Annotated in this window: 15 protein-coding genes and 1 riboswitch; of the genes, 13 read left to right on the top strand and 2 right to left on the bottom strand. The window is 39.0% G+C overall.

The window, feature by feature from the left end:
• Positions 1-31: 31 nt before the first annotated feature.
• Complete coding sequence (locus AC0VYV_RS18245; protein WP_475374078.1) at positions 32-1000, bottom strand: class F sortase; 969 nt, start codon at positions 998-1000, stop codon at positions 32-34.
• Between the two features lie 186 nt (positions 1001-1186).
• On the opposite strand from AC0VYV_RS18245, the gene AC0VYV_RS18240 reads away from it, so the two are divergent.
• From AC0VYV_RS18240 to AC0VYV_RS18220, 5 genes are read left to right on the top strand one after another with little or no spacing between them, the layout of a single operon-like run.
• The gene (locus AC0VYV_RS18240) at positions 1187-1957 is read left to right on the top strand and encodes a hypothetical protein (RefSeq protein WP_475374077.1); all 771 of its coding nucleotides are present in this window, start codon (positions 1187-1189) and stop codon (positions 1955-1957) included.
• 3 nt (positions 1958-1960) lie between these two features.
• Positions 1961-2341 (top strand): GntR family transcriptional regulator, encoded by a 381-nt coding sequence (locus AC0VYV_RS18235; protein ID WP_226615176.1) that lies wholly within the window; start codon positions 1961-1963, stop codon positions 2339-2341.
• Positions 2338-3036, top strand: a complete 699-nt coding sequence (locus AC0VYV_RS18230) for an ABC transporter ATP-binding protein (protein WP_430244800.1) — start codon at positions 2338-2340, stop codon at positions 3034-3036. The genes AC0VYV_RS18235 and AC0VYV_RS18230 overlap by 4 nt, the downstream gene beginning before the upstream one ends.
• A gap of 1 nt (position 3037) precedes the next feature.
• A complete protein-coding gene (locus tag AC0VYV_RS18225) occupies positions 3038-3964 on the top strand; it encodes an ABC transporter ATP-binding protein (RefSeq protein WP_194218864.1) in 927 nt (308 codons plus the stop codon).
• 1 nt (position 3965) lies between these two features.
• Positions 3966-4907, top strand: coding sequence for an ABC transporter permease (locus AC0VYV_RS18220; RefSeq protein WP_475374901.1), 942 nt, complete (start codon positions 3966-3968; stop codon positions 4905-4907).
• 11 nt (positions 4908-4918) lie between these two features.
• Here the strand turns inward: AC0VYV_RS18220 and AC0VYV_RS18215 are convergent, their stop codons facing one another.
• Complete coding sequence (locus tag AC0VYV_RS18215; protein WP_475367935.1) at positions 4919-5818, bottom strand: DUF4349 domain-containing protein; 900 nt, start codon at positions 5816-5818, stop codon at positions 4919-4921.
• A gap of 135 nt (positions 5819-5953) precedes the next feature.
• Here AC0VYV_RS18215 and AC0VYV_RS18210 point away from each other — a divergent pair, with 135 nt between their 5' ends.
• The 8 genes from AC0VYV_RS18210 (at position 5954) to AC0VYV_RS18175 (ending at position 15903) form a co-directional block, all read left to right on the top strand.
• A complete protein-coding gene (locus tag AC0VYV_RS18210; RefSeq protein ID WP_475367934.1) occupies positions 5954-7039 on the top strand; it encodes a mechanosensitive ion channel family protein in 1086 nt (361 codons plus the stop codon).
• Between the two features lie 103 nt (positions 7040-7142).
• Positions 7143-7673, top strand: a complete 531-nt coding sequence (locus AC0VYV_RS18205; protein ID WP_475367933.1) for a hypothetical protein — start codon at positions 7143-7145, stop codon at positions 7671-7673.
• A gap of 146 nt (positions 7674-7819) precedes the next feature.
• Complete coding sequence (locus tag AC0VYV_RS18200; RefSeq protein WP_475374076.1) at positions 7820-8506, top strand: response regulator transcription factor; 687 nt, start codon at positions 7820-7822, stop codon at positions 8504-8506.
• On the top strand, positions 8445-9815 hold the full coding sequence (locus AC0VYV_RS18195) for a sensor histidine kinase (RefSeq protein ID WP_475365801.1): 1371 nt from the start codon (positions 8445-8447) through the stop codon (positions 9813-9815). The genes AC0VYV_RS18200 and AC0VYV_RS18195 overlap by 62 nt, the downstream gene beginning before the upstream one ends.
• Positions 9816-10172: 357 nt before the next feature.
• Positions 10173-10347: riboswitch (cobalamin riboswitch) on the top strand.
• A gap of 136 nt (positions 10348-10483) precedes the next feature.
• A complete protein-coding gene (locus AC0VYV_RS18190; protein ID WP_475365799.1) occupies positions 10484-12715 on the top strand; it encodes a ribonucleoside-diphosphate reductase subunit alpha in 2232 nt (743 codons plus the stop codon).
• Positions 12716-12729: 14 nt separating this feature from the next.
• Complete coding sequence (locus tag AC0VYV_RS18185) at positions 12730-13767, top strand: ribonucleotide-diphosphate reductase subunit beta (protein WP_194218872.1); 1038 nt, start codon at positions 12730-12732, stop codon at positions 13765-13767.
• Positions 13768-13924: 157 nt separating this feature from the next.
• Positions 13925-15019: a glutamate 5-kinase gene (gene proB, locus AC0VYV_RS18180; protein ID WP_475374075.1), complete on the top strand. Its 1095-nt coding sequence runs from the start codon at positions 13925-13927 to the stop codon at positions 15017-15019.
• A 152-nt stretch (positions 15020-15171) separates the two neighbouring features.
• The gene (locus tag AC0VYV_RS18175) at positions 15172-15903 is read left to right on the top strand and encodes a MurR/RpiR family transcriptional regulator (RefSeq protein ID WP_475374074.1); all 732 of its coding nucleotides are present in this window, start codon (positions 15172-15174) and stop codon (positions 15901-15903) included.
• Positions 15904-15999: the final 96 nt, after the last annotated feature.

The following is a 15999-nucleotide window of genomic DNA, read 5'->3' as shown; positions in this document are numbered from 1 at the left end:
CGCAGCTGGAAAAAATCCAGCCGCGCTTTTGTTATTTCTCAGGAGTCATTTTTTTAGATGGAGCTGATTCGTTACCAAATATATTTACAGAAGTTACATAGTATGAGGAGGTTGAAGCGTCGGGATCTGAGAAGCTCTTACGTTCAAGGTTAGAAATGCTCTCAATTTGCTTATAAACACCGTATGCGTCAGCTTTGTAAATGCGGTATCCTACAACATTTTCGTCGCGAACAGCATGCCATGATAAGAAATTCCCACTAACGCTAAGGTTTGTTGGAGCATCTGGAACTTCGTTAGGATCTACTTCTTTTTTCTCTTTACTCGGATCTTCCTTTAACTCTGTAGAAACAACAAGTCTCTCCTCATGTGTTCCTTTTGAGCGATTAAATGTTCCAACACACGTAATAAGATTCAACGTGCGTGAATCAGTTGTTCCGAATATTTTTTCGATAGGAGAGTCGTTGTAAGGATATCGTTCTTTACCAGTGACAACGAATGTCATTTTTTCCCCCTCTTTATCAGTCAAAATAATTTCGTCACCTTTTGAAAGCTTCTCAAGATAAAAGAAAATAGCCGGTCCTGTTTTACTATCTACGTGCCCAGCTAAGACAGCATTTCCTTTTGTTCCTGGTTTAAAGCCAGGTTCAAACCAACCAACTTTGTTGATGTCCTCGGGAACACCCATTTGTCCATTTTCTAATATACCGACATTTTCAACGGGAGCTTTAACATCGATTGCAGGAATCTCTACTTGTACAGGCTCCATTCCCTCTTGAACGTTTTGGGATTCTTTGGCTTCTTCGAATTTCTTCTTCTGATCATCAAGAAGAAGAAATTCGTCTGATAGCACATCTGGTTTCTCTATCTCTTCTACCTCTAACGCAGCATTCGTTTGTTCTTTTTCAACGGCTGTATTCGTTACGGGTTCAGCGTAGTTATTGTACCCTGCGAGTACGAGCCAAATAATCGCACCAACTACGAGCAATAAGACTTTTTTCACGTTCTTCACCTCTTTTACTTAAGTTATATCTTAGCATTTTTTATTGACTATACTCTTATATAGCTAACGAAATCAATATTCAAATGGATCATTTTTTTGTGAAATTGAAAATAAAAATATTGACCATTCCAAAGTACTGGTGTACTATGTAACTAATACACCAACACATTGAGGGGGAACTATATCATGAAGAATTGGAGTGGGTTATTACGAAAGGAATTTCGTGTTTCAAGAGCCCTTCTATTAGGCGTTACAGCGTTTGATTTACTAGTAATGATTGGATTTTTTCTTGCCTCTGCAAGATGGGAAATCCCTTATTTAACAGCTATTATTGGAGCCGTACTAACGGCGATGCACGTCTTCTTTTTGCCACTCTATTTATTAATTAGTCTGAACACTGAAGGAAGGAACTTACACCTCTGGCTACACAATCCACAATCAGGAGCTCGTTTACTCGGAGCTAAATTGCTAAATGGGTTATTAGCATTACTGCTATCTATTGGTATTGTCAGTAGTTTATCTCTTCTAGCTTATAACCTTGAACCTAGCCTCATTCAACTTCCAATTGATAATGTGTGGCTGTTCGGATTTTATTTTCTCACCGTTATTATTACAGGATCAGTCTATATGGGGGTTTGGCTAATCTTCTATTGGACTTTGTATCAAGTTCTGAAAACGTATATCGGCAAGTGGGCACTTCTTCTTATTCTCTTAATTGTTGGTTTTATCAGTTGGTTTGGTTCATGGTTGAGTGGGACTCGTCTTTATGAAGTGATGATCGAGTGGGGGTATGTGGAGCTACCGTCACCGTTAAATATGGAGGTTAGTCAGCAGGCATTTGAATTAACCGTTTCAACATTTCCGTTTGCAATTGGGAATGTATTATTTGATCTCATTACTATCATCCTTGTTTTCATAATGACATGCTGGGTACTTGATCGAAAAGTGGAGGTGTAAGGGATGGGAGAAGAATTTAATCCCTCAAAGCCGATTTACCTGCAGCTAGTGGACCGCATTAGCTGGGAGATTATTAAAGGGGAACGAAAAACTGGTGAAAAGCTTCCTTCTGTAAGGGATATGGCCATTCAATCAGGCGTAAATCCAAATACAGTGTCGAGAACTTACAATGAACTGGAGAGGATGGAGATTGTGGAGACGAAACGAGGGCAGGGGACGTTTGTAACGGAGCAAAAAGAAAGACTGACCGAACTTCGAGAACAGCTCAAGATTAACCACATCCAGAATTTCATTGATGAAATGAAGCAAATGGGATTTTCTCGAGAAGATATGATTGAAGGTATTCGAACTTACGTTACGAACGAAAAGGAGAATCAATCATGATTACATTCGAGAACGTATCTAAACGTTATCTTAGAAAACAAGCTCTATCAGATGTGAACGTAAGAATTCCTGAAGGGAAAATCATTGGCCTTGTTGGCTCCAATGGTAGTGGGAAATCTACTTTCATGAAGATAATCGCAGGTCTTGTAGTGCCTAGTGAAGGCAAAGTAATGCTTAACGAAGAACAAGTTTCGAGGCGTTCGGCAAATAAAGTTGCTTATTTATCAGAGTTAGACGCTTACTATTCATTCTTCACAGTGAAAGAGACAATCCGCTTTTTTGCAAGTCAATTTAGCGATTTTAATCTTGAAAAGGCCCACGATATTGTTAAATTTATGGAAGTGGATCAGGATCAAAAGGTGAAGCATTTATCTAAAGGAAATCGTGGGAGATTGAAGATTGCACTTACCCTTGCGAGAGATGTACCTATTATTCTGATGGATGAGCCGTTATCAGGTCTTGATCCGATGGTGCGAGATTCAATTGTGAAAAGTTTACTTTCTTTTATCGACTTAGAAAAACAAACGGTAATCATCACGACACATGAAGTAACGGAAATCGAACCATTACTTGAAACGGTTATTGCGATTCGAAATGGTAAGGTTCTCGCGCTCGAAGATGTTGAAACCATTCGCGAGCGAGATCGTATGAGAATAGTAGAGTGGTTGAAAAAGTTGTATCAAGAGGAGGGGTAAAATGGCTGTAAAACCAGTTGTTCAGATTCGAGATTTAACAAAAGTAATTGGAAAGAAAACAATCATTGATCAACTTTCATTTGATGTATACCCAGGTGAAGTGTTTGGTTTTCTGGGGCCGAATGGAGCAGGAAAAACAACAACAATTCGGATGATGGTTGGTCTAATGAGAATGACGGAAGGCGAAGTTCTCATTGATGGAAGCAGTATTAAAACAGATTACGAGAATGCGATTGTAAAAGTAGGAGCGATTGTTGAAAATCCTGAAATGTACAAATTTTTGACTGGGTACCAAAACCTTGTCCATTATGCTCGAATGGTCAAAGGTGTTTCAAAAGAACGCATTCAAGAAGTCATTCAATTGGTTGGACTCCAAGGTCGTATCAATGAAAAAGTGAAGGGATATTCACTTGGAATGCGACAGCGTCTTGGACTTGCCCAGGCACTGCTACACCGACCTAAGCTACTCATTCTAGACGAGCCAACAAACGGACTAGACCCCGCGGGTATTCGAGAAATCAGACAATATTTACGAACGCTTGCAAGAGAAGAAAATGTTGCTGTAGTTGTTTCTAGTCATTTATTATCCGAAATCGAACTCATGTGTGATCGAATTGGCATTATTCAGGCCGGAAAAATGGTCGATGTGCAGCGAGTGAATGACTTTGTTCAAAATGATCACGCCGTTATGGTTTCATTTGAAGTCGATCCAGTAGAACACGCGGTTCACGCTGTTAAAGCAAATTTCCCTGATTGTGAGATGGAAAAATCGGAGCGTAAGTTGACGATTAAAATAGAACATGAGCTTATTCCAGAGGTAACAGCTGTTCTCGTGGAAAAGGGCGTCCGCGTATACGGTATTCAATCCTCTGTGAAAACGTTAGAAGATGTGTTTCTGGAAGTAACTGGGGGTGAGCAAGTTGTCTAGTATGCTACATTTAATACAAAATGAAAACATGAAGATTTATAGAAGAGTTGGAACGTGGGTGATGATCGGACTTGTGGTGGCAGCCGTACTTGTAGCAGGCATTTTTACTAATATGAATGTAAGTGATGAGACTACGAACTGGCGCACTGATTCTGAAAATGCGATCCAACAGGCAGAACAAACGCTAAAAGATTCAGAGGGAATGCCCAAAGCCTTTAAAGACAGTCAGGAACGTTCTATTGCGATAAATGAATATCGGTTAGAGAATGATATTCCCCCTTTAGAAAGTGATTCAATATGGAGTTTTATGGATAGTTCAACTGGCATTGTGAGTTTAATTTCCATCTTTACGATTATTATCGGCGCAGGTGTTATAGCGAGTGAATATTCGTGGGGAACCATTAAGTTATTGTTGATCCGACCTGCTTCACGCACGAAAATTCTTGCTTCTAAATTTATTTCAACGCTATTATTTGCGCTATTTTCTCTCGTCATCTTATACATTTCTTCTTTTATTATCGGCGGGTTATTCCTTGGTTTTAGTGCAGTCTATCAACCATACCTAACTTATTCAGGTGGGGAAGTGGCCGAAACGAGTATGGCCATTCATTATATTGTTGAATATGCACTTGCCAGTGTGAATTTGCTTATGATGGTAACATTTGCTTTCATGCTATCGAGTATCTTTAGAAGTTCCTCTCTTGCGATTGGATTAGCTATATTCCTTATGTTTACAGGGAGCCAACTTACTTTTATTCTTAGTCAATACGATTGGGTGAAGTATATCCTCTTTGCCAATACGGACTTAAGTGTTTATTTCGATGGTTCACCTATAATTGAAAGTATGACGCTCGGTTTCTCGTTGACCATGCTTCTCGTCTACTTTGTTTTGTTCTTGTCATTGTCATGGCTACTATTCACGAAACGTGATGTAGCATCATAAGGAAAAGCCGATCAGGTATGCTGATCGGCTTTTTGATTCTTCTTTTTTCGCTTTCTATACAAGAAAAATAATCCTATAAGAACGAGCGGGGCCAAAATAGGTGAGAGACCAATCAAAAGTACAGCCACTGTGGAGAAAAAGGAAAGGAGCCCATTTACAGTTGTCATTAGCAGTTTTTTTGCCTCTGTTAGAGTTTGAAATTCATTCTTATCAATAGAAGGAACAATAATTTTCTGCTGTTCGAGTGAAATCGTAACAGTCGAATATTCACTTTGGTTATTGAGGTAATTTAGTTGACCTTTCAGCTGTTCGACCTCTTCCTGTACACGGGAAAGCTCATTAGATATAGCTAACAGATCTTCTGTTTTAGTTGCTTCGTTAAGAAATGATTCCAGTCGTTTTTGAACAGCTTCTTTTGCTTTCAGCCTTGAGGTAAGATCAACGTAGTTTTCGGTGACATCGGTTCCGGATATCGATTTTTGTGGAGCTCCTTTCCCAAGCCCTTCAACTGCATTGAGATAAGAGTCAAATTCAGGTTGGGGTATGCGTACGGTCATTGATCCAAAGAGAGAATCTTCTTCTGAAGCAATACTTTCTTCGACAACATAACCTTTATAAGTTCTAGTTAGATCTTTGATTTTGGCAGTAGCCTTAGGTAAACCTTCAACTGTTAAGGAAAGGTTTGCATTGAAGATTACCTTGCGATCTTGCTGTAAGGCAGGCGTTTCTGATTTTTCTATAGAAGACGAATTTTTCTCTTTTTCTCTTTCATTTCCTCCCTGGTTTTCATCTGTGGATTGATCAGTTGAAGTAGCTATATCGCTACTTTCATTTGAAAAGTTTCCATTATTAGAACTACATCCTGCTAGTAAAAGAATTGATGTACAGATAAGAAGGATCCATCTTCTCATAAGTTTGTCCCCGCTTCGTGATTATTTGTAAATCGATTAGAAGTTTCTTAAAGAATTAGACGGTGTAAGACCTGCGGAGGTTACAATTTCCATGATATGATAAAGGATAACTGAATAAAAAAGGGGTTGCCTTTTGTGCATTCAATTTTAGACAATGCGAACATTATGGACATAGTCATTACAATTTCTGTGATACTAGGTCTATTCCTGATTCGATTTCTGATCAAATTATGGCTGACAAAACGAGACAAAGAGGAGAATTACCCAAACGGTATTCGACCAGCTTTCCTCTCATTTATAAATTGGACAACAGGGTATGCCATCCTGCTATTTGTTTTATTTTATTTTTCCGATAACAGTTGGATGTTTAGTCAATTATTTGCAATTGGTAGTGTTGAAATCTCGTTGTTTCTTATATTAATTGCACTATTTATCATTACTCTTGCAAATCGACTTTCAAAGATTGCAACTTCCTTTCTTATGCCTCCGCTTTATGATCGATACAGCCTGGATACAGGCTTGCAATTTACGTTCAATCGTGTTTTTCATTACACATTGATGGTGATAGCGGTCGTTATTAGTTTAACGACAGTCGGGATTGATCTAAGTGCTTTAACGGTCTTTGCAGGAGTACTTGGGGTTGGAATCGGTTTTGGAATGCAGAACATCGCAAATAACTTTATTTCTGGTTTAATTATTTTATTTGAAAGACCAATTAAAGTAGGTGATCGAGTGATCATAAACGATGTTATTGGAGACATTGAAAAAATTAACATGCGTGCCACGATTATTCGAACACTAGACAATGAACGGATTATTATGCCAAATTCGTATTTTATCGAAGAGCAGGTTGTGAACCACTCTTATGGAGACTCAAGATTGCGCCTCGTTTTACCAATAGGGGTGGCATACGGTTCAGATGTGGAACTTGTGAGATCGCTATTGCTTCAAGTAGCTATGGAAGAAAAAGAGAATTCCATGTATGTGCTTGAGACTCCTCCTCCTTTTGTGAATTTCCTTGGTTTTGGTGATTCATCACTTGATTTTCAACTATTCATTTGGATCTCGTCACCAAAAGCAGCGGTAGAAACGAAGAGTAATTTAAACTTCCGCATTAACCGAATTCTTGCAGATCACAACGTTGAGATACCGTTTCCACAGCGTGATTTGCATGTACGTAGTTTGGATGCTAAAGTGATCGACCAATTAAAAAAGAGATAGAGCAAACTCACATCATTTTCACATCATTCTTACAAATTTCTTCGTAAGTTGTTGTCCATAATAGGTATTGTAAGAACATACCTATGAAGGGAGATTGATGAAGATGAACAAATGGATGATTGGTGTTGCCTCTATGGTTTTAGCTGGGGGGATAGCTGGAGCAAATGTTAATGCGGCAGATGACGAGTCAACTGAAATAGAAGAGCAAACAGTAGGGCAAACCCAGGAGATGGCAGGTACTAGAGGACATCATGGGAAAAGAGGTCACTTCGAAGACCGCTCTCTAGATCGCGAACTGAAAATGGCAACTGCTGAGAAAAAAGATCAATTAATCGACCTTTTGCTTGATCAGGATGCTTCTAGTGTTGAAGGTGTCGATGAGCTTCAGAAAGAGCTTGCTGATCTAAACTCACAGCTTGATGCGATGCATGATGAAGCACAGGCTGCTCATGAAGAGAGAGAGTCTAAGAAGCAGGAACTTGAAGAAAGTGGAGAGCGTCCAGAGTTAACCGACGAAGAGAAAGCCGCAAGAGAAGAAATGCGCGAAGAGATGGAAGCCAAGCGAGAGCAGGCTCAAGAAATTGTGAAACAAAAAAATGATATACTTGATCAGCTGATTGAAAAACTTAGCTAATCTTAGCGAGAGATAGGGGCCCCCTATCTCTTTCGTATGTTTTGAAGACATGCGGCTGATTTACTGTCAGATAAGGCTAGGATAATATAAAGAGTATGAAAAGCACATTTCGTCTAAGATGTGAAAAGGGAACGGAGTTGAGAGAGATGGAGCACGTTTTTGTGATAGATGATGAACAAAATATACGTGATATTTTAGAGAAGTATTTAAAAAAAGAAGGGTTTATTGTCTCAACCTTTACAGATGGGGCAGAAGTGTTAAGTGCTCTAGAGACAATTGAACCCGATTTATTAGTATTAGATATTATGATGCCAAATGTTGATGGACTTGAACTCCTTCGACGGTTAAGAAAGTATTCTTACATTCCCGTTATCGTTGTTTCCGCAAGAGATGAAGAGCTTGATCGGATACTAGGCCTTGAACTTGGCGCTGATGATTACTTAACGAAACCTTTTAGCCCTAGAGAACTTGTTGTGCGTATTAAGAATCTATTCAAACGGATGAATCGCCTAGAGAAAAACCATTCTTCACAAGAAATTACTGTTCAGAACGTACGTTTAAATAAGAAAAAACGACTGTTATTAGTGAATGAGGAAGAAATGCCTTTAACGCCGAAAGAGTACGATGTGCTCGCCTATCTCCTCCAACATCCAGGACAACCGTTTACAAGAGAGAGATTAATTGAAGCCATTTGGGGTTATCAATATGTAGGTGATGGTAGGATTATTGATGACCTTGTGAAAAGGCTACGTAAAAAGATGTCAGATGCAAATGCGCAAGCGAAGATTGCAACAGTTTGGGGGTACGGCTATAAAATCGATGAAGAAGTTTAATATCGGTACCAAATTGTTTCTTAGTTATATCGTTCTTATTGTTGTTATTCTGCTTATTACTACTATTTCATTTCAATATTTATTTCAAGAATATCTTGTGCGCGAAACGAGAGAACAGCTGCAAAAAGAGGGATTGCAAATTAGTCAGATGCTCGAAGATCGACAGTGGAAGGGCGAAAATCCACCTAATGGGTTACTTGATCGCAGAAGAATTGAAATGGCAGGCAATTTAATCTCATCTCAATTTATAATTTATAATGCAAACGAGAAGGCAATTTATTCGAATGTCGATGAAGTGGTTCGAATTGATTATGAAGAAAACAAAGGAAAATTATATGTTACAGAGGAAGTGCCAATTAGTCTTTCACGAGAGCAAGTTGGCAGTATTGTGCTATTTACGAAGGTAGAAAGTCTTGAAGGTTTCAATCGGATTATTCAGCAATCACAGGCTGTTAGTCTTTTAGTATCTGCTGCTGTTGCCGTGCTCCTTGCTGCTATTATGCAGAAAGGAATAGCGGGGCCAACTCGATTACTTGCCAATCACATGAGGGAATTTACGATGCGCAAGGAACAACCCCCGTTGACGCTTAAAACAAAGGATGAAATCAATGAACTTGCTAAGACATTTCAAGAACTAACGGAGCAACTTCGAAAAAATGATTTTGATCAGAAGGAATTCCTTCAAAATGCGTCTCATGAATTAAAAACACCTCTAATGGCCATTCAAGGGAATGCGGAAGGGATTCTAGATGAAGTAATCGTAGGACAGGACGTCGAGTATAGTCTTGAAGTGATCGTGAAAGAAACGCAGCGTTTAAAAAAGATCGTGCAGGACATTTCTTATTTAACTAGGTTAGAAACAGTAGATGAATCTTTTACTTATGAAGTAGTCGATCTTCATCACGTGTTGATGGAAGTCATCACTGTGGTAAAACCACTTGCACATCAACGGCAAATAGAGGTAAGGTATGACATTGATCATACCATAGACCTTAAGATGGACAGTGATAAAATGAAGCAAGCTTTTATGAATATTTTCGGTAATGCCCTTCGATTCGCTTCATCCGTTATAGAAGTACATGTCCACCAAGATAATCGTCAAGTTTATATTGAGGTTGAAGATGATGGTAAAGGCTTTGGCGAGAATCCAGAGCGCGTTTTTGAACGATTTTATACAGGTGACAAGTCAGGTTCTGGCATTGGTCTATCGATTACGAAAACAATAGTAGAAAAGCATAATGGTAACATTTACGCCGAAGACAATAAAAAGGGAGGAAGGATCGTGATCTCGATTCCTTTTCAATCGTAGTTAGAACTTTATGTTTTATGCTCACTTAACTTTTGTAGAATTTCTTTGCTTTCTTGTTCACTCAAAATACCGAATTTCTGACAGAGTTGTGTATAGCCAGCCAATTTCTTAAAATTAACCGAAGATGATCTTTTCATCATACTCACCTTTCTTTCCTTCAGGAAACTTTTTTAGGTATCAACAATATATGCATGAGCAGGTTGAAAGTGATAGGTGAGTGTCTTTAGAGTTGAAATAAATCTAAGTCAATGTAACAATAAAGCTTGTGCTAAATTAAAGCATCATGTAAGATGGAGTTATCAATATTTAGTGATATATAAATGTTTGGAATACTATATATGGGTAAAATGTACGTAATTTAATAATTGAGTATACGGTGTCGTAGAACGACTTAATAGGGAATCCGGTCGAATCCGGAGCTGTCCCCGCAACTGTCGTGTGGACGAGGCAAGAAACCACTGGAGTTAATTCCGGGAAGGCTTGCCAAGGAAGAAGCACAAGCCAGTAGACCTGCCGTATAGTCAAAAACGTTTCTATTCTTCGGGGGTTGAGGGTGAGAAATGGCAGGGTAAATGTACGAGTATGTCCATTTATACGTTGTCGTTTTCTCCAGGCTCACTCTTCCGAGAGTGAGCTTTTTATTTTGGATGGATAAAGGAGAGAGGTATATGAGTACTGTAGCAGAAATGACAGTAACAAAAATGATGGAGGAAGTAAGAACGCTCCTAGATGAGTACCCGTCACTTGCTAGTGAGAGTTTTATTGAAAAAACAATTGATGGTATTTCAGAAGAATCAACGCAAGAAGAGGTTGGTAACATTCTAGTTTTAAATGCCCTTGAACGAATCAGCGCAACAGAACCTGACTGGACTTATGTGGCAGCAGCTTTTCATCTTCATTCGCTCTATCGTAAATCTCTTTCACATCGTTCTGAGAAAGAGGTATATGGTGGGGGAAGCTTCTATCGCCTTCTTCAACAGCTGACAGATGAAGGGATTTATAACAAGGCACTCCTTCAGTCTTATTCCAAGAATGAAGTAGGGCAAGTTGCTAAGTTAATCGAGCCATCAAGAGATCGTTTGTTTACATACATCGGACTACGAACGCTCGCAGACCGCTATCTAGCTACAGATCATGATAAGAATGTGTATGAATTACCTCAAGAGCGCTTTCTAGTCATTGCTATGACGCTCATGGTAAATGAACCAAAAGATAAGAGATTAAATCTAATTGAAGAAGCGTATTGGGCGCTATCTAATTTATATATGACAGTAGCAACGCCTACTCTTTCAAATGCAGGAAAAAGCTATGGACAGCTAAGCTCATGCTTTATCGATACGGTGGATGACAGTCTTAGAGGAATCTATGACAGCAATACAGATGTAGCGACCGTTTCGAAAAATGGTGGAGGAATTGGAGCATATCTCGGGAAAATTCGTTCTCGTGGTAGTGATATTAAAGGGTTTAAAGGAAATTCATCTGGGGTTTTACCGTGGATGAAGCAATTAAACAATACAGCTGTGAGCGTAGACCAGCTAGGACAGCGTCAAGGTGCTGTTGCTGTTTATCTTGATGTCTGGCATAAGGATGTTTTCGAATTTCTTGATGCCAAGCTTAATAACGGAGACGAACGAATGAGGACACATGATCTTTTCACGGGTCTTTGTATTCCAGATATCTTTATGGAAGCAGTGGAAGACCGTGGAGACTGGCATTTATTTGATCCTCATGAAGTACGCCAGGTGATGGGCTTTTCACTAGAAGATGTGTATGACAAAGAAAAAGGATCAGGAGAGTTTCGTATGAAATATAGGCAATGTGTGAACCATCCTGAGCTTTCAAGAAAAACCGTGCCGGCTATTGAGATTATGAAGCGAGTCATGAAATCACAATTGGAAACTGGGACGCCTTATATGTTCTATCGAGATACGGTGAATCGAGCGAATCCGAATAAGCATGCTGGTATGATCTATGCTTCCAATCTTTGTACGGAAATTATGCAAAATATGAGTGCAACGACCGTTGAAGAGGAATTCACGAAAGACGGTAAGATTATCATTACGAAAACGCCTGGTGACTATGTCGTTTGTAATCTATCAAGTATTAATCTTGGGCGTGCGGTTACAGCTAATGCACTAGAGCGATTAATTCCAATTCAAGTAAGAATGCTGGATAACGTGATCGATATTAATACGATCGAAGTGCCTCAAGCCCAGTTAACGAATGAGAAGTATAGAAGCATTGGTCTTGGAACGTTTGGTTGGCATCACCTCCTTGCGAAAAAAGAGATTGTCTGGGAAAGTCATGAAGCGGCAGACTATGCGGACGAACTATATGAAACAATCAATTATTTAACGATACAGGCAAGTCATGAGCTTGCCGTTGAAAAAGGAAGCTACTCTCTCTTTGAAGGCTCTGATTGGCAAAATGGGGAGTACTTTAATCAACGAGGTTACGTTAGTGAAAAATGGCAGTCCCTTAAGGAAAGGGTCCAAACGAATGGTGTCAGAAACGCCTATCTTTTAGCGGTTGCCCCTAACAGTTCAACAAGTTTAATAGCCGGATCAACAGCATCAATCGATCCGATTTTTCAAAAAGAATACTCTGAGGAAAAGAAGAACTATAAAATTCCTGTTACAGCGCCTGATCTTTCACCTGAAACGACCTGGTATTACAAATCGGCTTATCACATTGATCAGCTTTGGAGTATTGAGCAGAATGCAGCCAGACAGCGTCATGTGGACCAATCAATATCGTTTAATATCTATGTGCAAAGTACTGTAAAAGCGAAAGACTTACTGAACATTCATATAACAGCCTGGAGAAAAGGTTTGAAAACAACCTACTATACACGAAGTACATCTGTAGATATTGACGACTGTGAAAGTTGCGCAAGCTAAAGGAGGAATTGGAATTGACTACGATTCAACAAAGAAAGCTATACGATGTCTCCGCACCGAATAGCTCGACTGGAATTATTAATGGAGAAAGCTCAAACGTTTTAAACTGGGATGATGTCCGCTTTAGCTGGGCATATCCTATGTACAAAAATATGCTAGGAAACTTTTGGACTCCGTTTGAAATCAATATGTCGAACGACGTGAAGCAATGGGAAGCATTAAGCGAAGATGAGCAAGATACGTTTAAGAAAATTATTGGTCTTCTTGCTTTCCTAGATTCGATTCAAACCGACTATTCAAGTAAGGTTGCGGATTACTTAACAGATTCAAGCCTTTCTGCGCTCATGCAGGTGCTTTCGTTCCAGGAAGTTGTGCATAATCAGTCATATAGCTATGTACTTTCTTCCATTGTAAATAAAAATGAGCAAGACCGCATTTTTGAATATTGGAAGCATGATGACGTGCTCCTAGAACGAAACCAATTTATTGCTTCTGGTTATGAAGCATTTGTTAAAAATCCAACTCCACAAACATTTTTTGAATCGATTGTTTATGACATTATTCTTGAAGGGCTTTTCTTCTACGCCGGGTTCGCTTTCTTTTATAACCTTGCTCGAAATCAAAAGATGGTGTCTACCTCAACAATGATTAACTATATTAATCGGGATGAGCAGCTGCATGTGACGTTGTTCGTTAATATAGTGAAAGAATTGTTCAATGAGCATCCTGAACTGAATACGAAAGAAAATCATGATTTCATCACCAATACATTTCGTGAAGCTGCTGAGCTTGAGATGAAATGGGGAGAATACATTATTGGTAATCGTTTCCCTGGTATTACAATGAACGAACTCAATGACTACATTAAATTTATGGCAAACAATCGCGTCAATCAGCTTGGTATCGAACGCCCATTTGAAGGTCACCGAGAGAACCCTATGCGGTGGATCAAAGCCTACGCGGATGTGAACGCTGGGAAAAGTGATTTCTTCGAACAGAAATCACGTCAGTATACAAAAGTGTCTGATGATAATGGATTTGATGATTTATAAAGAAATGAAAGAAAGGTCAACTCAAATAATGAGTTGATCTTTTTTTAGACATTAAGAGTAAAAGTAATGTACGACAAAAAAGAAATTTTGTGGTAAGATACTAAAAATCATTTTGTACTTTAACGTGAAAGAACGTATTCATATAAGGAGATGTAACATGAGAAAGAAACGAATTGTTGTTAAGATTGGGAGCAGTTCATTAACAAACGGTAAGGGAGAAATTGATCTAGTTAAGCTCATTGATCATGTTAACGCCCTCGCATTAATTCGTCAGGAAGGACATGAAGTACTTCTTGTTTCTTCAGGCGCAGTTGCGGCAGGTTTTAAAGAACTTGGATATCCAGCAAGACCCGTCACGTTAAAAGGAAAGCAGGCTGCAGCCGCTCTTGGTCAAAGTTTACTTATTAAATCTTATATCGAGGAATTCAGTCAGCGGAACATTTCAGTCGCTCAAATTCTTTTAACACGCCCCGATTTCTCGAATCAAGAACGATACAAAAATGCGTTTGATACGCTTTCTGAATTGCTGGCAAGAGGGGTCATGCCGATTATTAATGAAAATGATACGGTTTCAACGGAAGAGTTAAAGTTTGGTGACAACGATATGCTTTCAGCTCTTGTAAGTGGACTTGTGCATGCAAATGAATTGATCATTTTGACGGATGTGAACGGTATATATGATTCCAACCCAGCAACTAACCCTGATGCCATCAAGTTTCATTCTCTCACTGAAATTAGCGACAAGATGATTGGGCAAGCAGGGGGAGCTGGTTCGAGTGCTGGAACTGGGGGCATGAAATCAAAGCTAATCGCAGCAAAGACAGCTTTAAATCTGAGCGTTCGAGTTTTTATTGGTCATGAAACAGGTAGCGAAAAGTTACTTCGAATTCTCTCTGGTGTCGGAGATGGAACTTATATCAGTCGAGAGAAAGCAACATCTTTCCCAATTAAAAAACAATGGATTGCGATGCACTCTCACGTATCAGGTCAGCTTTATATTGATGAGGGTGCAGAAAAAGCGATTGTTTTAAATGGCAAAAGTTTGCTTTATGGCGGAATCAAGCAAGTAGTTGGCTCTTTTGAGGTTGGAGATGTTGTGGAAGTACTCGGAAAGAATGGAAAACTTGGAAAAGGACAGGTTCGATATTCATCTGCTTTCTTGGAGAACGTGATTCAAGATCACGAGAATGAGAACGCCACAGTTGAAGTCATTCATAGAGATCAATGGGTGTCAGAGATGATGAGGTTATAAGAAAAAAGAAGAGATGTGTCCGAAGATGGAATGAGGGCGCATCTCTTTCTTCGAAGTAAAAATCCACGATATAAAAAATCATATGGCTTTAGTACATAATAGTAAAGGATGGTAGAATAGAGCTACTAATCTAACTGAAGGACTGGTATAGCATGTTATCTTTAGCAGATCGATATCGTAAATTTGAATTTCAATTAACGGATCTCGAAGATCAAATTATTCAATACATTCTCCAAAATCGATCGGATGTTGTCAACATGTCAGTGCAACATCTTGCCCAGCAAACTCATACAGTACCGAATTCTGTTATGAGACTTATGAAGAAATTGGAGTATGAAGGGTTTACGCAATTGAAACTTAGATTGAAAGATGAAATGGCCACAAAAGAAACAAAAAGCCCATCTTTTCAATATGAAATGGAACGAACGATGGAACTAACGGATAAGCGGTTGATTCAATTGGCTAGTGAGTGGATTCATCATTCTCAACGTCTTCTAGTGTTTGGGGCGGGAGCACATTCTTATATAAGTGAATTAATTGTGATGAACATTAAGCCATTTCATAAAGATGTTACTTTTTCTGAACACCGTCATGAGAATATGGCATCCTTACAACGCTTTACTAAGAAAGACGTTGTCATTCTGCTAAGTCAATCAGGAGAAACAGATCAAACTCTTGATCTTGGGAAATATGCGAAAAATCAAGGAGCTAGAATCATTGGAATGAGTCATATTGGCGAAAGTAGCTTAACTGAGCTAGCTGATTTAATGCTATATTGTTACGCTCCAAAAGAAGAGACAAAAGGCTATAACACTACAAATTTCGTTCCTATGGCCATGATTGCTCGGTTATTAGTTGAATCTTACCGTAAGCTCTGTGTATAAATACACAGAGCTTATCTATTTCTAATAGTTTTTGTGAATGCGCTAACAAAATGGCGATCCGAACCTTTAAAACAATTATGATGAGTTTGTAAGCGA

The organism is Anaerobacillus sp. QJM3NY_17 (assembly GCF_056173665.1).
Note: the sequence above shows the minus strand (reverse complement) of the source record. Positions and strands in the feature narration are given on the sequence as shown.